Source organism: Pseudomonas citronellolis (assembly GCF_900112375.1).
In the GTDB taxonomy this organism is placed as follows: Bacteria; Pseudomonadota; Gammaproteobacteria; order Pseudomonadales; family Pseudomonadaceae; genus Pseudomonas; species Pseudomonas citronellolis.
Map to the genome: position 1 here is coordinate 69,730 of NZ_FOLS01000028.1, position 15,537 is coordinate 85,266.

At 69.3% G+C, this 15,537-nt stretch carries 15 protein-coding genes; 12 read left to right on the top strand and 3 right to left on the bottom strand.

The window, feature by feature from the left end; all coding sequences use genetic code 11:
* Positions 1 to 146: 146 nt before the first annotated feature.
* The 7 genes from BM060_RS23835 (at position 147) to BM060_RS23865 (ending at position 6,941) form a co-directional block, all read left to right on the top strand.
* Entirely contained in the window at positions 147 to 1,622 is a 1,476-nt protein-coding gene (locus BM060_RS23835; RefSeq protein WP_074983627.1) for a flavin-containing monooxygenase, read from the top strand.
* Positions 1,606 to 2,547, top strand: a complete 942-nt coding sequence (locus tag BM060_RS23840) for an alpha/beta hydrolase (protein ID WP_074983629.1) — start codon at positions 1,606 to 1,608, stop codon at positions 2,545 to 2,547. The genes BM060_RS23835 and BM060_RS23840 overlap by 17 nt, the downstream gene beginning before the upstream one ends.
* Complete coding sequence (locus tag BM060_RS23845; RefSeq protein WP_074983631.1) at positions 2,547 to 3,308, top strand: SDR family oxidoreductase; 762 nt, start codon at positions 2,547 to 2,549, stop codon at positions 3,306 to 3,308. The genes BM060_RS23840 and BM060_RS23845 overlap by 1 nt, the downstream gene beginning before the upstream one ends.
* Before the next feature lie 106 nt (positions 3,309 to 3,414).
* Positions 3,415 to 4,314 (top strand): DMT family transporter, encoded by a 900-nt coding sequence (locus tag BM060_RS23850; RefSeq protein WP_074983633.1) that lies wholly within the window; start codon positions 3,415 to 3,417, stop codon positions 4,312 to 4,314.
* A 235-nt stretch (positions 4,315 to 4,549) separates the two neighbouring features.
* Complete coding sequence (locus BM060_RS23855) at positions 4,550 to 4,891, top strand: ribonuclease E inhibitor RraB (protein ID WP_009619201.1); 342 nt, start codon at positions 4,550 to 4,552, stop codon at positions 4,889 to 4,891.
* Positions 4,892 to 5,054: 163 nt separating this feature from the next.
* Positions 5,055 to 5,759: a type 1 glutamine amidotransferase gene (locus tag BM060_RS23860; RefSeq protein WP_074983635.1), complete on the top strand. Its 705-nt coding sequence runs from the start codon at positions 5,055 to 5,057 to the stop codon at positions 5,757 to 5,759.
* A 102-nt stretch (positions 5,760 to 5,861) separates the two neighbouring features.
* Positions 5,862 to 6,941 (top strand): PAS domain-containing protein, encoded by a 1,080-nt coding sequence (locus BM060_RS23865; protein WP_074983637.1) that lies wholly within the window; start codon positions 5,862 to 5,864, stop codon positions 6,939 to 6,941.
* 587 nt (positions 6,942 to 7,528) lie between these two features.
* On the opposite strand, the gene BM060_RS23870 is transcribed toward BM060_RS23865, so the two are convergent.
* Together BM060_RS23870 and BM060_RS23875 are read right to left on the bottom strand one after the other, a co-directional pair.
* The gene (locus BM060_RS23870; RefSeq protein WP_074983640.1) at positions 7,529 to 8,092 is read right to left on the bottom strand and encodes a carboxymuconolactone decarboxylase family protein; all 564 of its coding nucleotides are present in this window, start codon (positions 8,090 to 8,092) and stop codon (positions 7,529 to 7,531) included.
* A 9-nt stretch (positions 8,093 to 8,101) separates the two neighbouring features.
* Entirely contained in the window at positions 8,102 to 9,430 is a 1,329-nt protein-coding gene (locus tag BM060_RS23875; protein ID WP_074983643.1) for an aspartate aminotransferase family protein, read from the bottom strand.
* Positions 9,431 to 9,796: 366 nt separating this feature from the next.
* Between BM060_RS23875 and glnH the strand changes: the two genes are divergently transcribed.
* Genes glnH through BM060_RS23900 form a run of 5 tightly spaced genes read left to right on the top strand, consistent with a single transcriptional unit; the run spans position 9,797 to position 13,901 of the window.
* Positions 9,797 to 10,540 (top strand): glutamine ABC transporter substrate-binding protein GlnH, encoded by a 744-nt coding sequence (gene glnH / locus BM060_RS23880; protein WP_074983645.1) that lies wholly within the window; start codon positions 9,797 to 9,799, stop codon positions 10,538 to 10,540.
* Between the two features lie 17 nt (positions 10,541 to 10,557).
* On the top strand, positions 10,558 to 11,214 hold the full coding sequence (gene glnP / locus BM060_RS23885) for a glutamine ABC transporter permease GlnP (RefSeq protein ID WP_069866202.1): 657 nt from the start codon (positions 10,558 to 10,560) through the stop codon (positions 11,212 to 11,214).
* Entirely contained in the window at positions 11,211 to 11,933 is a 723-nt protein-coding gene (gene glnQ, locus BM060_RS23890) for a glutamine ABC transporter ATP-binding protein GlnQ (RefSeq protein WP_009619208.1), read from the top strand. The genes glnP and glnQ overlap by 4 nt, the downstream gene beginning before the upstream one ends.
* Before the next feature lie 10 nt (positions 11,934 to 11,943).
* The gene (locus tag BM060_RS23895) at positions 11,944 to 12,999 is read left to right on the top strand and encodes a C45 family autoproteolytic acyltransferase/hydrolase (protein WP_245322932.1); all 1,056 of its coding nucleotides are present in this window, start codon (positions 11,944 to 11,946) and stop codon (positions 12,997 to 12,999) included.
* Positions 12,999 to 13,901: a MurR/RpiR family transcriptional regulator gene (locus BM060_RS23900; RefSeq protein ID WP_074983652.1), complete on the top strand. Its 903-nt coding sequence runs from the start codon at positions 12,999 to 13,001 to the stop codon at positions 13,899 to 13,901. The genes BM060_RS23895 and BM060_RS23900 overlap by 1 nt, the downstream gene beginning before the upstream one ends.
* 6 nt (positions 13,902 to 13,907) lie before the next feature.
* Here the strand turns inward: BM060_RS23900 and glpD are convergent, their stop codons facing one another.
* The gene (gene glpD, locus BM060_RS23905) at positions 13,908 to 15,446 is read right to left on the bottom strand and encodes a glycerol-3-phosphate dehydrogenase (RefSeq protein WP_074983655.1); all 1,539 of its coding nucleotides are present in this window, start codon (positions 15,444 to 15,446) and stop codon (positions 13,908 to 13,910) included.
* Between the last annotated feature and the right edge of the window lie 91 nt (positions 15,447 to 15,537).

Consider the following 15,537-nt stretch of genomic DNA (forward strand, 5'->3'; position numbering starts at 1 on the left):
TCCGTCTTGTCCGGAAATCACAATTTAATGTCCGACTATGCCATAAACCGGCGCCGCCGGCGGCACTAGCCTATGCTCATCCGCCAGCGCGGCGGATGACGGCAGGCCCCGCGCGGCCGCCGTCCAGCCAAACCGGGAGCACAACAATGCACAATACTTCCCGTGATCCGGCACCCTTGCGCGTGCTGATCATCGGCGCCGGCTTCGGCGGCCTGGGCCTGGCCGTCCGCTTGCAGCAGGCCGGCATCCACGACTACCTGATCCTCGAAAAGGCCGCCGACGTCGGCGGCGTGTGGCGCGAGAACAGCTACCCCGGCGCCGCCTGCGACGTGCCTTCGCACCTGTATTCCTTCTCCTTCGAGCCCAAGGCCGACTGGAGCCGCAAGTTCGCCCCGCAGGGGGAAATCCTCGACTACCTGCGCCACTGCGCCGACAAGTACGGCCTGCGCGAACGTATCCGCTTCGGTTGCGAGGCGGTGGATGCCAGCTTCGACGAGGCCGCCGGAGAATGGCAGGTGTGCTGTGCCGACGGGCAGACGCTGCGCGCCCGCGCCCTGGTCTGCGCCACCGGCCAGCTGAGCCGGCCGCTGTACCCGCGCATCGCCGGGCTCGACGGCTTCAAGGGCGTGGCCTTCCACTCGGCGCGCTGGGACCACCGCGCCGACCTGCGCGGCAAGCGCGTGGCGGTGATCGGCACCGGCGCCAGCGCCATCCAGTTCGTCCCGCGCATCGCCCCGCAGGTGGCTGAGTTGCTGCTGTTCCAGCGCAGCGCGCCCTACGTGATCGCCAAGCCGGACCGCCCCTATGCCGCCTGGGAGCGCCGCCTGAAGGCGCGCCTGCCCTGGCTGCAGCGCCTGGACCGCGGGCTCAAGTACCTGCAGCACGAGGCGCGGGTACTGGCCTTTTCCACCTTCCCGCCGCTGATGAAGTTCATGCAGCTGAGCTTCCGCCTGAACCTGCGCCGCGGCATCGCCGACGCGCAGCTGCGCCGGCGGCTGATCCCGGACTACCCGCTGGGTTGCAAGCGCATCCTCATCAGCAATGACTACTACCCGGCGCTGGCGCGGGACAACGTGCGGGTGATCGACACCAGCATCGAGCGGGTGACCGGGGACGCCGTCGTCACCCGCGACGGCCAGCGCTACCCGGTGGACGCCATCGTCTTCGGCACCGGCTTCGCCGCCACCGAGTTCCTCGCCCCGCTGCGCGTCCAGGGCCTGGGCGGGCGCTGGCTGGAGCAGGCCTGGGCCGAGGGCGCCGAGGCCTACAAGGGCATCAGCGTCGCCGGCTTCCCCAACCTGTTCATCCTCTACGGGCCGAACACCAACCTGGGGCACAACTCCATCGTCTACATGCTGGAGAGCCAGTTCCCCTACGTGCTGGCCTGCCTGCGCCACCTGGACCGCCAGGGCCTGCGCTACCTGGACGTGAAGCCCGAGGTGCAGCGCGCCTACAACCAGGCCCTGCAGCACGGCCTGCAGCACACCGTGTGGGAGAGCGGCTGCGACAGCTGGTACAAGACCGCCGCCGGCCGCAACACCAACAACTGGCCGGGCTTCACCTTCCGCTACCGCCAACAGACCCGCCAGCCGGAGTTCGCCGACTATGAATGCGCCCGTTGAGTTCGTACCGCCCGTTTCCACCTCGCAGCGCCTGCTGGCCGGCCTGCTGCGCGGCACCCTGCGCCTGCTGTTCCGCGGGCTGATGCGCCCGTCGATCCCGGTGCCGATGCAGCGCCGGGTGCTGAATGCGCTCACCGCCGCCACCCTGACCCCGCGCGGCGTGCAGCGCGGCGCGGAAGTCATCGCCGGGGTGCCCTGCGAATGGCAGCGCGCGGGCCGGGGCGAAGGCCGCACGCTGCTCTACCTGCACGGCGGCGCCTACCTGGTGGGCTCGCCGGCCACGCACCGGGCGATCACCGCCAACCTGGCGCGCCTGGGCCGCCTCGACGTGTGCGCGGCGGACTACCGTCTGGCCCCGGAACACCGCTTCCCGGCGCCGCTGGAGGATGCCCTGGCGGTGTACCAGGCGCTGCTGGCGCGCGGCCAGGACCCGGCGCGGCTGGCCGTGGCCGGGGATTCGGCCGGCGGCCACCTGACCCTGCAACTGGCCGTGGCGCTGAAGGAACGCGGCCTGCCGCTGCCCGGCGCGCTGGTGGTGTTCTCGCCGGTCACCGACGTCAGTTGCACCCAGTGGCACCAGCCAAAAGCCGGCGACCCGCTGATCAGCCGCGCCTGGGTGGAGAGCGCCATCGCGATGTTCTGCCCGCCCGGCGTGGCGCGTGACTCGGCGCAGTTGTCGCCGCTGTTCGCCGACCTGGCCGGGCTGCCGCCGCTGCTGATCCAGGTCGGCGAGGACGAAGTGCTGCGCAACGACAGCCTGCGCCTGGCCGGCGCGGCGCGTAAGCGGGGAGTGGACGTCACCTTGCAGCGCTACCGCGACTGCTGGCACGTGTTCCAGGCCCACGCCGGGGTGCTGCGCATCGCCGACCAGGCCCTGGGCGAGGTGGCGGGCTTCCTCGGCCGCCACCTCGGGGGAGGGCGCTGATGCACAGCATCCTCATCACCGGCGCGGCCTCCGGCATAGGCGCGGCCAGCGCGCGGCTGTTCCATGCCCGCGGCTGGCGCGTCGGCCTGCTGGACCTGAACGCCGAGGCATTGGCCGGGCTCGCCGCCGAACTGGGCGGCGCCTGGCAGCGGGCGCTGGACGTCACCGATGCGGCGGCGGTGCGCGAGGCGTTGGCGGACTTCGTCGGCGCCGGCGACGGCCGCCTGCGCCTGCTGTTCAACTGCGCCGGCATCCTGCGTTTCGGCCGCTTCGAGGAAATTCCCGCGCAGGACCACGCCCGCCTGCTGGCGATCAACGTGCAGGGCCTGCTCAACTGCTGCCATGCCGCCTTCGAGCACCTCAAGGCCACTCCCGGCGCCCAGGTGCTGAACATGGGCTCGGCCTCGGGGCTGTACGGGGTGCCGGAGATGGCCACCTACTCGGCCTCGAAGTTCGCCGTGCGCGGCTTCACCGAAGCATTGGAACTGGAGTGGCGGCGCCACGGCATCCGCGTCGCCGACCTGATGCCGCCCTTCGTGCGCACGCCCATGGTCACCAGCCAGGGCTACGAGCCGCCGGTGCTGCGCCGCCTGGGCCTGCACCTGCGGGCCGAGGACATCGCCGCGGCGGCCTGGCGCCAGGCCCACCGCAGCGGGGTGCACCGGCCCATCGGCGCGCTGTTCCGGGCGATGTACTGGTCCGGCCAGCTGTCGCCGCCGGCGCTCAACCGCTGGGTGATGGGCTGGCTCAGCCGCGAGTGACGGAAAGGGGCTTGCACCCATGGGGTGCAGCCCGGATGCTGTAGGGCTGGTCCGCGGCCGTAGGAAGTCGGCCGCCTTTCCCTTCGCCCGCCGCAAGGAAGCCGCCATGCCTTTCGCCTATTTCTGCCTGGCCCTGTCGATGCTGCTGGTCGGCGGCAACATCGCCATCGGCAAGCTGGTGCTGGAAGAGCTGCCCGTCTACCTGTTCGCCCTGCTGCGCTTCCTCATCGCCAGCCTGGTGCTGCTGCCCGGGCTGGCCCTGCCGCGGGTGCGCGCGGGGCTGGATGGCGGCGCCTGCCGCGGGCTGTTCCTGCAGGCCTTCTTCGGCTGCTTCCTGTTCAGCATTTGCATGCTGCATGGCGTGCAACTGACCTCGGCGACCAGCGCCGGCATCATCACCAGCGCCACGCCCAGCGTTATCGCCCTGCTGGCCTGGCTATGGCTGCGCGAGCGCCTGGAGCCGCGCGGCCTGCTGGCCATCGCCCTGGCGGTGCTGGGCATCGCCGCGCTGAACCTGCTGGAGCGCCCGGCGGGCGGCCAGAGCGGCGTGCCGGGCAATGCCCTGGTGCTGGGCGCCGTGCTCGCCGAGGCGCTGTTCGCCATCTACTCGCGGCGCCTGTCGCTGCACCTGCACCCCTGGACCATGGCCCTGGGCGTCAACCTCGCCGGGCTGCTGCTGTTCCTGCCCCTGGCGCTGCCCGAGGCGCGGGCGCTGGACTGGCGCGCGGTGCCGACGGCGACCTGGGGCTGGACGCTGTTCTACGCCCTGAGCGCCAGCGTGCTGTCGTTCCTGCTGTGGTACCGCGGCATCTCCCGGGTGCCGGCCAGCACCGCCGGGTTGTTCACCGGGCTGATGCCGGTGGGCTCGGCGCTGGTCGGCGTGAGCCTGCTGGGCGAGCGTTTCGGCGCCAGCCACGCCCTGGGCATGGCCCTGGTGCTGGCGGCCCTGCTGCTGGCGACGCGCCCCGCGGCGCTGCCGCCCGTCGCCGCCGAACGTACCGACTGACCGGTAGGGCGGCATTCGGCCTGCATAGACGCTACGCTGAAACTGTTGGTTGCCGGCAGACGGGCCTTCCTGCCTGCCAGTTCAAGACCTTTGGCGACCAATTGGGGGACGTTGAAGCATTTTTGGCGTTTCCTGTGGCACAGCGAGTGCCCGCCGCGGGCCCGGTCGCAAGCCAGGCCCGCATCGGCTGGGAAACTAGGTGAAACCCTGAACGTCTCGAAAGGAGGTGCGTACCATGGAAAAGCCCCTCTCGGAGGATATCAGTGTCAATGTGCTGCGCCGGATGAAGGAAGGGGGCTTCGATTTCGCCCGCATTCATCCCATCGACTTCTTCGCCATCTTTCCCGATGAACAGAACGCCCGCCAGGCCGCCCGGCAATTCCGCGGCGAATCCCTGAGGGCCCAGGTCGAAGCCCGTTCCGACGGTGGCTGGAACCTGCAGATCAGCAAGGTGATGTTCGCCACCCACGCGGCGATCGGCGCATTCGAACACGACCTGGAGGAAGTCGTGGCGCCGCTCGGAGGTGTGCTCGACGGCTGGGGGGTTACCCAGGAAGTGAGCAGCCTGCGTCCCTGATCCAACACGTTCGTCTCGCCGCCAGGCCGCGTCGGCCGGTGGCTTCCCACTCCCATGAACCCAATGCGCCCGCGCCGCCGGAAGGCGGTGCGGGCCTGCCCGCGGGCGCGCTGGGGGTTATGGTCGCGCGCCTTTTGCGGCAGACTGCCGCGCGGAGGTAAGCATGACCGATATCCTGATCCTGACCCACGCCGACTTCTGCCCGCCGGGCCATCTGGCCCGCGTGCTCGACCGCGCCGGCCTGGGCTTCGAGGTGCGCCGCGCCGACCACGGCGAGCTGGACGGCTACGACCTGGAGCGCCCGAAAGCCGTGGCCATCATGGGCGGCCCCATGAGCGTGAACGACGACCTGCCCTGGCTGCGCACCGAGGTGGCGGCGCTGCGCCGCTTCATCGAGCGCCGCGTGCCGCTGATCGGCCACTGCCTGGGCGGCCAGCTGCTGGCCAAGGCCCTCGGCGCGCCGATCCACCACCAGGGCTACACCGAGATGGGCTGGCAGCCGATGCGCCGCCTGGAGTCCGCGAGTCCGTGGCTTGCGCACCTGCCCGAGGAATTCCCGATCTACCAGTGGCACGGCGACACCTTCGAGCTGCCCGAGGGCGCCGAGCACCTGCTGTCCAGCCCCTGGTGCGCCAACCAGGGTTTCTCCTGGGGCGGCTTCGTCCTCGGCCTGCAGGGTCACCCGGAGATGACCGAGGAACTGGTCAGCGGCTGGATCAACGGCTGGCCGCAGTACCTGGACCCCAGCCAGCCGAGCCAGGAAAGCGCCGAGGTGATGCTCGCCGACCTGCCGCGCAAGGTGGCTGAACTGAACCGCGTGGCCGAGGGCTTCTATAGCCATTGGCTGAGGCTGGCCGGCCTGGCGTGAGCGAGCGGGGCGCACGGCCGTGCGCCCCGGGGTTTGCTGTAATCCACTGGTTTACAACTGTGTATACTGCGGCTCCAGGCTTCTTCCAGGACAGGACCGCGCATGACGGAAAACAGCTTCGCCTTCCGCCTCAAGGAATTGCTCGAGCTCAACAAGCTGACCCTGCAGGCCGTGGCCACCGCGCTGGGCATCTCGCGCACCGCGGTGCACAAGTGGACGCGCGGCGGCGAGATCGACTACGACAACCTGCGCAAGCTGGCGGACTTCCTCAAGGTCAACTGGATCTGGCTGCGCTACGGCGAGGAAGCCGTGCGCGACCTGCAGGCGCTGGAGCCCATCGAACTGCCGATGACCGACGTGCGCCGCCGCTACACCGCCGAGATCATGGAGAGCGAGGCGCGCATGAAGCTGGCCCAGGAAAGCGCGCGCATCGTCACCTGGGAGTGGAACCTGATCAGCGACGAGGTGACCTACTCGCCCAACGTCGAGGAGGTCTACGGCTGGCCGGTGAGTCATAACCAGGACTTCTGGCCGCACCTGCCGGCCGAGGACGTGGCCGCCATGCGCGCCATGTACGACCAGGCTATCGCCGAGGGCAGCGGCTGCGAGTGCGACTTCCGCATCTACCGCCCGGACGGCGAGCTGCGCTGGATCGCCTCCCGCGCCCGGGTGGTCAAGGACAGCGCCGGGCGCTCGGTGAAGATAGTCGGCATCAGCATGGACAACACCGCGCGCATGGCCGCCGAGGAAGAGCTGCGCAACAGCGAGGAGCGCTTCCGCGCCATCTTCGAGCTGACCTGGGGCGCGCTGGCCTACATCGGCCTGGACGGCACCTGGCAGCGCGTCAACGGCAGCCTCTGCGAGTTGCTCGGCTACAGCGCCGAGGAACTCTACGGCATGACCTTCCAGCAACTCACCCACCCCGACGACCTGGAGCGCAACCTGCAACTGCTGCGCAGCATGCTGGCCGGCGAGATCGACCGCTACGTGGTGGAGAAGCGCTGCCGGCGCAAGGACGGCCGCTACGTCTGGGTGCGCGCCCGCACCTCGCTGCAACGTCGCCGCCAGGACGGCCTGCCGGAGCACCTGATCAGCGTCTACGAAGACATAGGCCCGGCCCGCGCCGAACGCGAACGCCTGCAGGCACGCATCGCCGAACTGGAGGCGCAGCTGGCCGTGTAGGCGCGGGCCCTGCCCGCGATTTCGCGCGCAGGGCGCGCTCCTACAGGGGAATGGCGTGGGTGGGGCAGCGTAGGAGCGGATCTCATCCGCGAATTGCGCCGATACCTCCGGCTATCGCGGACAAGGTCCGCTCCTACGAAGAGTACCTCGGCGCGGCCTGCAAGGCAGTTGCTTCTGTGGGGGATGAATACCGTGCTTCCCGGCAATCTGTAGGAGCGGGCCCTGCCCGCGATATCGCGCGCAGGGCGCGCTCCTACAGGGGGATGGCGTGGGTGGGGCAGCGTAGGAGCGGATCTCATCCGCGAATTGCGCCGGGATGTCCGGCTATCGCGGACAAGGTCCGCTCCTACGGTTCCAGGATGCACGGCTTTTCGTAGGAGCGAGCTTGCTCGCGAACAGATTCCGCTGCAGGGCTTATTCGCGAGCAAGCTCGCTCCTACGAAGAGCGCTCCGGCGCGGCCTGCAAGTCAGTTGCGCACGCAGGGGAATGGTGTGGGATGGGGTAGGGCGTATAACCGTTCGCGGTTATACGCCGTCGTCCCTGTAGGAGCGGATTCATCCGCGATTGCGCCGGCAGGGGCCGTCGCTCAATGCTCGGCGAAGGGCAGGGGCGCCTCCGTCTCGCGCTGCACCGCGAAGGCGTTGAGGGTCATGGCCACCAGCGCGTAGTAACCGAAGATGCCCACCAGTTCCACCATCCCTGCCTCGCCAAAGGCAGCCACGCCCTCGTCATAGAGCGCCTGCTCGATGCGCTTATTCGCATAGAGACTCCGCCCCAGGCGATAGACCAGGCGTTCATCGCCCCGCTCGAAAGTCGGTTCTTCACCACGCCGCAGCGCTTCGACCACACCCTCGGCCAAGCCTGCCTGGCGCGCGATGGGCTCGTGAATCTGCCATTCCGCCTGGGACTGCCACCAGGCCGCGGTAAGCAGGATCGCCAATTCGCTCAGGCGCAGTTCCAGGCGCGTGCCGTAGCGGCAGAAGGCGCCCAGCTTCTGCGCGCTGTCGGCCAGCTGCGGGCTGTGCACCCAGGCCAGGAAGGGGCCGTCGAGGTTGCCGCGCGGGCCGCTGAGGATGTCGCTCAGCACGCGGCGCTGCTCGTCGTCCATGTTCTCGTCGGTGAGCGGGGTGAGGCGCGAGGTGATCTTCATGGGCTTTCCTCAGAGGCTGCCGATGGCCTGGTCGATGGCGCGTTGCAGCTTGTCCACCAGTTCGTCCAACTGCGCCTCTTCGAGGATGAAGGGCGGCGCCAGGAGGATATGGTCGCCGTTGCGGCCGTCCAGGGTGCCGCCCATGGGATAGCACAGCAGGCCTTCCTGCATGGCGGCCTTCTTGATCCGCGCGTGCAGCTTCGCCTCGGCGGGGAAGGGCGCCTTGCTGTCGCGCTCGGCCACCAGTTCCAGGCCCTGGAACAGCCCGCGCCCGCGGATGTCGCCGATATGCGGGTGGGCGCCGAAGGCCTGTTGCAGCCGCTGCTGCAGGTCGAGGCCGAGGCTGCGCACGCGGGCCAGCAGGTCGCGTTCCTCGATGGTTTTCTGCACCGCCAGGGCCGCGGCACAGGCGGTGGCGTGGCCGATGTAGGTGTGGCCGTGCTGGAAGAAGCCCGAGCCTTGGGCGATGGCATTGTGGATGCGCTCGCTCACCAGGGTGGCGCCGATCGGCTGGTAGCCGGCGCCCAGGCCCTTGGCGGCGGTGATCAGGTCGGCGCCGATGCCTTCCTGCTCGGCGGCGAACAGGCTGCCGGTGCGGCCCATGCCGCACATCACCTCGTCGAGGATCAGCAGCACCCCGTGGCGGTCGCAGATTTCCCGCACGCGCTTGAAGTAGCCGGGCACCGCGGGCACCGCGCCGAGGGTGGCGCCCACCACCGGCTCGGCGACGAAGGCCATGACCTTGTCCGCGCCCAGGCGGAGGATTTCCGCTTCCAGTTCCCGGGCCAGGCGCTCGCCATAGGCTTCGGGTGTTTCCCCGGCGGCCTGGTCGCGGTAGGCGTAGCAGGGGCTGACGTGGCTGACGTCGATCAGCAGCGGCTGGAACTGCTGGCGCCGCCAGGCGTTGCCGCCGGTGGCCAGGGCGCCGAGGGTGTTGCCGTGGTAGCTCTGGCGGCGGGCGATCAGGTGTGTGCGTTGCGGCTGGCCGATCTCCACGAAGTACTGGCGGGCCAGCTTGAGCGCCGCCTCCACCGCTTCGGAGCCGCCGCTGACGAAGTACACCGAGCGCATGCCCTCCGGCGCGCGGGCGATCAGGAAGTCCGCCAACTGCTCCATGGGCTCGGTGGTGAAGAAGGAAGTGTGGGCATAGGCCAGGGTGCCGACCTGCCGGCGCACCGCCTCGATCACCGCCGGGTCGCTGTGGCCCAGGCAGGACACCGCCGCGCCGCCGCTGGCGTCCAGGTAGCGGCGGCCTTCGCTGTCGATCAGGTAGGCGCCGTCGCCGCGGACGGCCGTGGGGTAGGACTGGGTGAGGCTGCGGTGCAGGACGTGGCTCATGGTGACCTCCGGGGTGATTGCGCAAATATTAATTGCATTTTTTATCTTGGCAATCTTTTGTTGCGCGCCCGTTGCGCAGCCCGGACAGTTCCCGATGGGCTGAAAATGGCGAAACAGAGAAGCTCCAGGCGAAATTCCGCCTGGCTCTCGTCCGCAAAGCCCCGGCAAGGTGTGAGAAAAATACTTGCAATCGATTTTGTTGCATGTTTATTTTGCGAAAAAGCACCCTGTGCATGCAGCCCCTTCCGTGGGTTAGCCGCTCAAAACAATAAAGTCCGGGCCCCGGCCCGTTGCGATCGAACTGCCGCTAATGCGCGCCCCGTCCCAGGCGAGGCGCATCCACTGACCTGCAAGAGGAAGACCTGCATGAAAAAGCTGCTTCAAGCCTCCTTCGCTGCGCTGTCCCTGCTCGCCGCCGCCAGCTCCATGGCCGCCGACAAGGAACTGCTGATCGCTACCGACACCGCCTTCGTGCCCTTCGAGTTCAAGCAGGGCGACAAGTACGTGGGCTTCGACATCGACCTGTGGGCGGCCATCGCCAAGGAGATGGGCGTCACCTACCAGCTCAAGCCGATGGACTTCAACGGCATCATCCCCGCGCTGCAGACTCGCAACGTCGACGCCGCGCTGGCCGGCATCACCATCAAGGAAGACCGCAAGCAGGTCATCGACTTCTCCGACGGCTACTACGACAGCGGCTTCCTGCTGATGGTCAAGGCCGACAACGACAGCATCAAGGGCGAGGCCGACATCGCCGGCAAGAGCCTGGCGGTGAAGAGCGGCACCTCGGCGGCGGACTACGCCAAGGCCAACCTCAAGGCCGCCGACCTGCGCCAGTTCCCCAACATCGACAACGCCTACCTGGAGCTGCGCACCGGCCGCGTCGACGCCGCCATGCACGACACGCCGAACGTCCTCTACTACATCAAGACCGCCGGCGACGGCCAGGTGAAGGCCGTCGGCGAGCAGATGATGGCGCAGCAGTACGGCATCGGCTTCCCGAAGGGCAGCGAGCTGCGCGAGCCGGTCAACGCGGCGCTGAAGAAGCTGCGCGAAGACGGCACCTACGCGCAGATCTACCGCAAGTGGTTCGGCACCGACCCCAAGTGAGCCGGAGGTAGAACCCCATGCATTTCCAATGGTCCGCCATCTGGGACGCGCTGCCGGTGCTGCTTGAGGGCGCCCGGCTGACCCTGTGGATTTCCATCCTCGGCCTGGCCGGCGGCGCGGTGATCGGCCTGCTGGCCGGCGTTGCCCGCGCCTACGGCGGCTTTTTCTCCAGCCGCCTGGCGCTGGTGTTCGTCGAGCTGATCCGCGGCACGCCGATCATGGTCCAGGTGATGTTCATCTACTTCGCCCTGCCGCTGATGATCCCGGTGCGCATCGACCCGTTCAGCGCGGCGGTGGTCACCATCATGATCAACTCCGGCGCCTACATCGCCGAGATCACCCGCGGCGCGCTGCTCTCGGTGAACCGCGGGTTCCGCGAGGCCGGGCTGGCCCTGGGGCTGTCCGGGCGCGACACCCTGCGCTACGTGATCGCCCCGCTGGCCTTCCGGCGGATGATCCCGGCGCTGGGCAACCAGTGGATCGTCAGCATCAAGGACACCTCGCTGTTCATCGTCATCGGCGTGGCCGAGCTGACCCGCCAGGGCCAGGAGGTGATCGCCGGCAACTTCCGGGCGATGGAGATCTGGTCGGCGGTGGCGGTGATCTACCTGGTCATCACCCTGGTATTGAGTTACGTGCTGCGGCGCATGGAGTCGAGGCTGAAGATCCTATGATCGAGTTCAAGCGGGTTTCCAAGCACTTCGGCCAGACCGAGGTGCTCCACGACATCAACCTGAAGATCGGTTCCGGCGAGGTGGTGGTGATCATCGGCCCTTCCGGCTCGGGCAAGTCCACGCTGCTGCGCTGCATCAACAAGCTGGAGGTGATCACCGGCGGCGAGCTGTTCGTCGACGGCATGGAGGTCAACGATCCCAAGGTGGACGAACGCCTGATCCGCCAGGAGGCGGGCATGGTGTTCCAGCAGTTCCACCTGTTCCCGCAGATGACCGCGCTGGAGAACGTGGCCTTCGGCCCGATCCGCGTGCGCGGGGCGAAGAAGGCCGAGGCCGAGGCGCTGGCCCGCGAGCTGCTGGCCAAGGTCGGCCTGTCCGAGCGCGCCGGGCACTACCCGTCGGAACTCTCCGGCGGCCAGCAGCAGCGCGTGGCCATCGCCCGCGCCCTGGCGGTGAAGCCCAAGCTGATGCTGTTCGACGAGCCGACCTCGGCGCTGGACCCGGAGCTGCGCCACGAGGTGCTGCAGGTGATGAAGGACCTGGCGGAGGAGGGCATGACCATGGTCATCGTCACCCACGAGATCGACTTCGCGCGCAAGGTCGCCTCGCGGCTGATCTTCATCGACAAGGGCCGCATCGCCGAGGACGGCGAGCCCGCCAGCCTGATCGGCAACCCCACCAGCCCGCGCCTGCGGGAGTTCCTGCAACATGTCGCCTGAAGGTCGCCCCATGAGCCTGAGCCCCCTGAACCTTTCCGGCAGCGCCTACGAAATCGGCCTGGGCCTGGGCCGCTTCGGCCGCGACGCGGTGCACCAGCGCCTGCGCCCGCTGCCGCTGTGGCGCAGCCTGGCGGCGCGGGCCGGTTCGACCGCGGTGCAGCATATGCAGGCGCAGGTCCAGGCGCAGTTCCCGCGTATCTGGGACGAACTGCGCGGCCTGGCCGACGGCCTGGAACTGCCGCTGGAAGAGGTCTTCCTGTGGAACTGCCGCGGCGATTTCGTCCAGGACGCCAGCGTCGACGGCTGCACCACGGTGTTCGGCCCCGCCGAAGGCGGCTGGCTGATCGCCCACAACGAGGATGGCCTGCCCGCGCTCGACGGCTTCTGCGGCCTGCTCCAGGCGCAGCCCGAGCAGGGGCTGGGCTTCACCAGTTTCGTCTATCCCGGTTCGATCCCCGGCCACACCTTCGCGGTGAACGAGCGTGGGTTGGTCAGCACGGTCAACAACATCCGCCCGCGCGCCATCCCGGCGGGCCTGCCGCGCCAGGTGCTGGCCCGGGCGGTGCTGGATGCCGGGAGCCTGGCGCAGGCGGTCGCCGTGCTGTCCACGGCGGGGCGCGCCGGCGCCTTCCACCATGCCCTGGGGCAGGTGGGGGCGAGCCGGCTGTTCAGCGTCGAGGCCTGTTCCTCTGGCGTGGCGGTGCGGGAAATCCAGCACCCGGCGGGGCATTCCAACCACCTGCTGGATGCCGGCCTGGACGCCGCCGGCCAGCGCATCACCGGCAGTTCCGGCAGCCGCCAGCTGCGCGTCGATGCCTTGCTGGCCGGGGCGCCCGCGCTGCTGGACGAGGAGCGGGCGCTGGCCATCCTGCGCGACACGGCGGACGCCGGGCTGCCGGTGTACCGCCGCGCGGCGGACGACCCGGACGAGGAGAACACCCTGGCCACGGCCGTGTTCCGCATCGGGGCGAACTCGGTAGAATGGCGCGTCCACTGCCAGCCCGACACCCGAGAGGTCGAGGCCCGGGGCAGTGTCCGTCCCCACCCCGCACCTGGACCTGCATGATGAGCCAAGCGCCCGCCGCCCTGCCCGACAACCTGGGAGCCCTCAAGCAACTGCTGGAGGACATCGAGCGCGGCGAGGCGGGCATCTCCCTGGGCGCCAGCTCGCGCCGCGTGCTGACGGCGCTGATCGAGGCGCCGCAGCGCACCGCGGTGTCGTCCATCAGCGAGCTGGCCGAGCAGCTGGGGGTCAACGCCTCGACCCTCTCGCGCCTGGCCCAGCGCCTGGGCTACGGCGGCTTCAGCAAGTTCCAGGACGTGTTCCGCCGCGAGCTGACCGAGGGCAAGAGTTTCTACAGCGACCAGGCCTCGCGCCTGCTGCTGACCCCCGCCGACAGCACCCTGTCGCGCCTGACGCGCCTGGGCCGGCAGGAAAGCGCCAACATCGCCAGCCTGATCGAGCAGGTGGAGCCGGAAGTGTTCGCCCGCGTGGTGGAGCTGCTGGCCGGCGCGCGCCGCGTGCGCATCCACGGCATGCGCCAGTTCACCTCGCTGGCGCTGTTCATGTCCTACGGCCTGGGCATGCTGCGCCCCGACGTGGCGGCGCTGGACTCCAACCGCCAGGGCGTGGCCGATGCCCTGGCGCAGCTGGATGCCGGCGACGTGCTGGTGGTCGCCAGTTGCTTCCCCTATACGCCGAGCGTGCTGGCCACCGCCGAAGTGGCGGCGCGCCACGGCATCGAGGTGGTGGCCCTGACCGATTCTTCGAGTTCGCCGTTGGCGCGGGTGGCGGCGCACAGCTTCTACGTGCCCAACCACAGCCTGTTCTACAGCAACAGCATGTGCGCCTTCATGCTCCTGGCCCAGGGGCTGCTCAGCGAGGTGGCCGGACGGCTGGGCGAGAGCGCGCTGGCCTCGCTCAAGCACCGCGAAGCGCTGATCAGCGAGTTGAACGCCTCGCTCTGAGCCTGCTCAGGCTACCTGCACGCTGGCTTTGCGCGGATGTTCTCGGGCCAGGTACTCGGCCAGGCGCAGCTTCTGCGCGGCATCGAGGAACAGCCCGAGCTTGCTGCGGCGCCAGAGGATGTCCTCGGCGCCTTCGGCCCATTCCTCGCGGCACAGGTAGTCCACCTCGCGGGCGTAGAGCCCGGCGCCCAGGTGTTCGCCCAGGTCGGTTTCGCCCTTCACCCCGTCGAGCAGGCGCCAGCTGCGCGTGCCGTAGCTGGTGGCCCAGCGCCGCGCCAGGCCGGCCGGCAGCCAGGGATGCCTGGCCAGCAGTTCGACGGCCAGGTCCTCGGGGCTGCTCATGTTTTCGCCGCCGGGCAGCGGGGCATCGGCGGTCCAGGCCGGGCCCAGGCGCGGGAAGGTCGGCGCCAGCTCGGCCAGGGCGGCCTCGGCCAGCTTGCGGTAGGTGGTCAGCTTGCCGCCGAACACCGACAGCAACGGCGCTTCGCCTGGCGCGCCCTGCAGCGAGAGGGTGTAGTCGCGGGTGACGGCGGACGGCTCGTCGGACTCGTCGTCGCACAGCGGGCGCACCCCGGAGAAGCTCCAGAGGATGTCTTCACGATGCAACTGGCGCTTGAAGTGGGCGTTGACCACTGCCAGCAGGTAGCCGGTTTCCTCGTCGCTGATCTGCACCTTCGCCGGGTCGCCCAGGTATTCGCGGTCGGTGGTGCCGATCAGGGTGAAGCGCCCCAGGTAGGGGATGACGAAGACGATGCGGCGGTCCTCGTTCTGCAGGATGTACGCCTGCTCGCCCTCGTACAGCCGCGGCACCACCAGGTGGCTGCCCTGGATCAGGCGGATGCCGTAGGGCGGCCGCTGGCGCAGGTCGTCGCGGAGGAACTGCGCCACCCAGGGCCCGGCGGCGTTGACCAGGGCGCGGGCGCGGATGGAATAGAGGCTGCCGTCGTCGCGCTCCAGATGCAGGTGCCACAGGCCCTTGCTGCGCCGCGCGCTGACGCAGCGGGTGCGCGGGTGCACGTGGGCGCCGCGCTCGCGGGCGGCCATGGCGTTGAGCACCACCAGGCGGGCGTCGTCGACGGAACAGTCGGCATACTCGAAGCCGCGGCGCAGATGTTCCTGCAGCGGGCTGTCGGCGCCGAAGCGCAGGCTACGGGAGGCGGGCAGCTTCTCGCGCCGGCCCAGGTGGTCGTAGAAGAACAGCCCGGCGCGGATCATCCAGGCCGGGCGCAGGTGCGGCTGGTGCGGCAGCACGAAACGCAGCGGGTGGACGATGTGCGGCGCCTTGGCCAGCAGCACCTCGCGCTCGGCCAGGGCCTCGCGCACCAGGCGGAATTCGCCGTGTTCCAGGTAGCGCAGGCCGCCGTGGACCAGCTTGCTGCTGGCCGAGGAGGTGTGGCTGGCCAGGTCGTGCTGTTCGCAAAGGAAGGTGAGCAGGCCGCGCCCGGCGGCGTCCGCCGCGATGCCCGCGCCATTGATGCCGCCGCCGACCACCGCCAGGTCGTAGACCTCAGCCAGGGGAGCGGAGCGCTTGTGGGAATGGCTCATGGGGCGTCCTCTTGGCTGGAAATGAACATAAATGCGTTCGAATTCGAAAATATGATAGGCGAGAGAACGCCGGATGGCCAGGCTGAAGCCC

Coding starts and splice junctions, on each gene's coding strand:
- BM060_RS23835 (WP_074983627.1), top strand. CDS start 147: ATGCACAATACTTCCCGTGATCCGGCACCCTTGCGCGTGCTGATCATC.
- BM060_RS23840 (WP_074983629.1), top strand. CDS start 1,606: ATGAATGCGCCCGTTGAGTTCGTACCGCCCGTTTCCACCTCGCAGCGC.
- BM060_RS23845 (WP_074983631.1), top strand. CDS start 2,547: ATGCACAGCATCCTCATCACCGGCGCGGCCTCCGGCATAGGCGCGGCC.
- BM060_RS23850 (WP_074983633.1), top strand. CDS start 3,415: ATGCCTTTCGCCTATTTCTGCCTGGCCCTGTCGATGCTGCTGGTCGGC.
- BM060_RS23855 (WP_009619201.1), top strand. CDS start 4,550: ATGGAAAAGCCCCTCTCGGAGGATATCAGTGTCAATGTGCTGCGCCGG.
- BM060_RS23860 (WP_074983635.1), top strand. CDS start 5,055: ATGACCGATATCCTGATCCTGACCCACGCCGACTTCTGCCCGCCGGGC.
- BM060_RS23865 (WP_074983637.1), top strand. CDS start 5,862: ATGACGGAAAACAGCTTCGCCTTCCGCCTCAAGGAATTGCTCGAGCTC.
- BM060_RS23870 (WP_074983640.1), bottom strand. CDS start 8,092: ATGAAGATCACCTCGCGCCTCACCCCGCTCACCGACGAGAACATGGAC.
- BM060_RS23875 (WP_074983643.1), bottom strand. CDS start 9,430: ATGAGCCACGTCCTGCACCGCAGCCTCACCCAGTCCTACCCCACGGCC.
- glnH (WP_074983645.1), top strand. CDS start 9,797: ATGAAAAAGCTGCTTCAAGCCTCCTTCGCTGCGCTGTCCCTGCTCGCC.
- glnP (WP_069866202.1), top strand. CDS start 10,558: ATGCATTTCCAATGGTCCGCCATCTGGGACGCGCTGCCGGTGCTGCTT.
- glnQ (WP_009619208.1), top strand. CDS start 11,211: ATGATCGAGTTCAAGCGGGTTTCCAAGCACTTCGGCCAGACCGAGGTG.
- BM060_RS23895 (WP_245322932.1), top strand. CDS start 11,944: ATGAGCCTGAGCCCCCTGAACCTTTCCGGCAGCGCCTACGAAATCGGC.
- BM060_RS23900 (WP_074983652.1), top strand. CDS start 12,999: ATGAGCCAAGCGCCCGCCGCCCTGCCCGACAACCTGGGAGCCCTCAAG.
- glpD (WP_074983655.1), bottom strand. CDS start 15,446: ATGAGCCATTCCCACAAGCGCTCCGCTCCCCTGGCTGAGGTCTACGAC.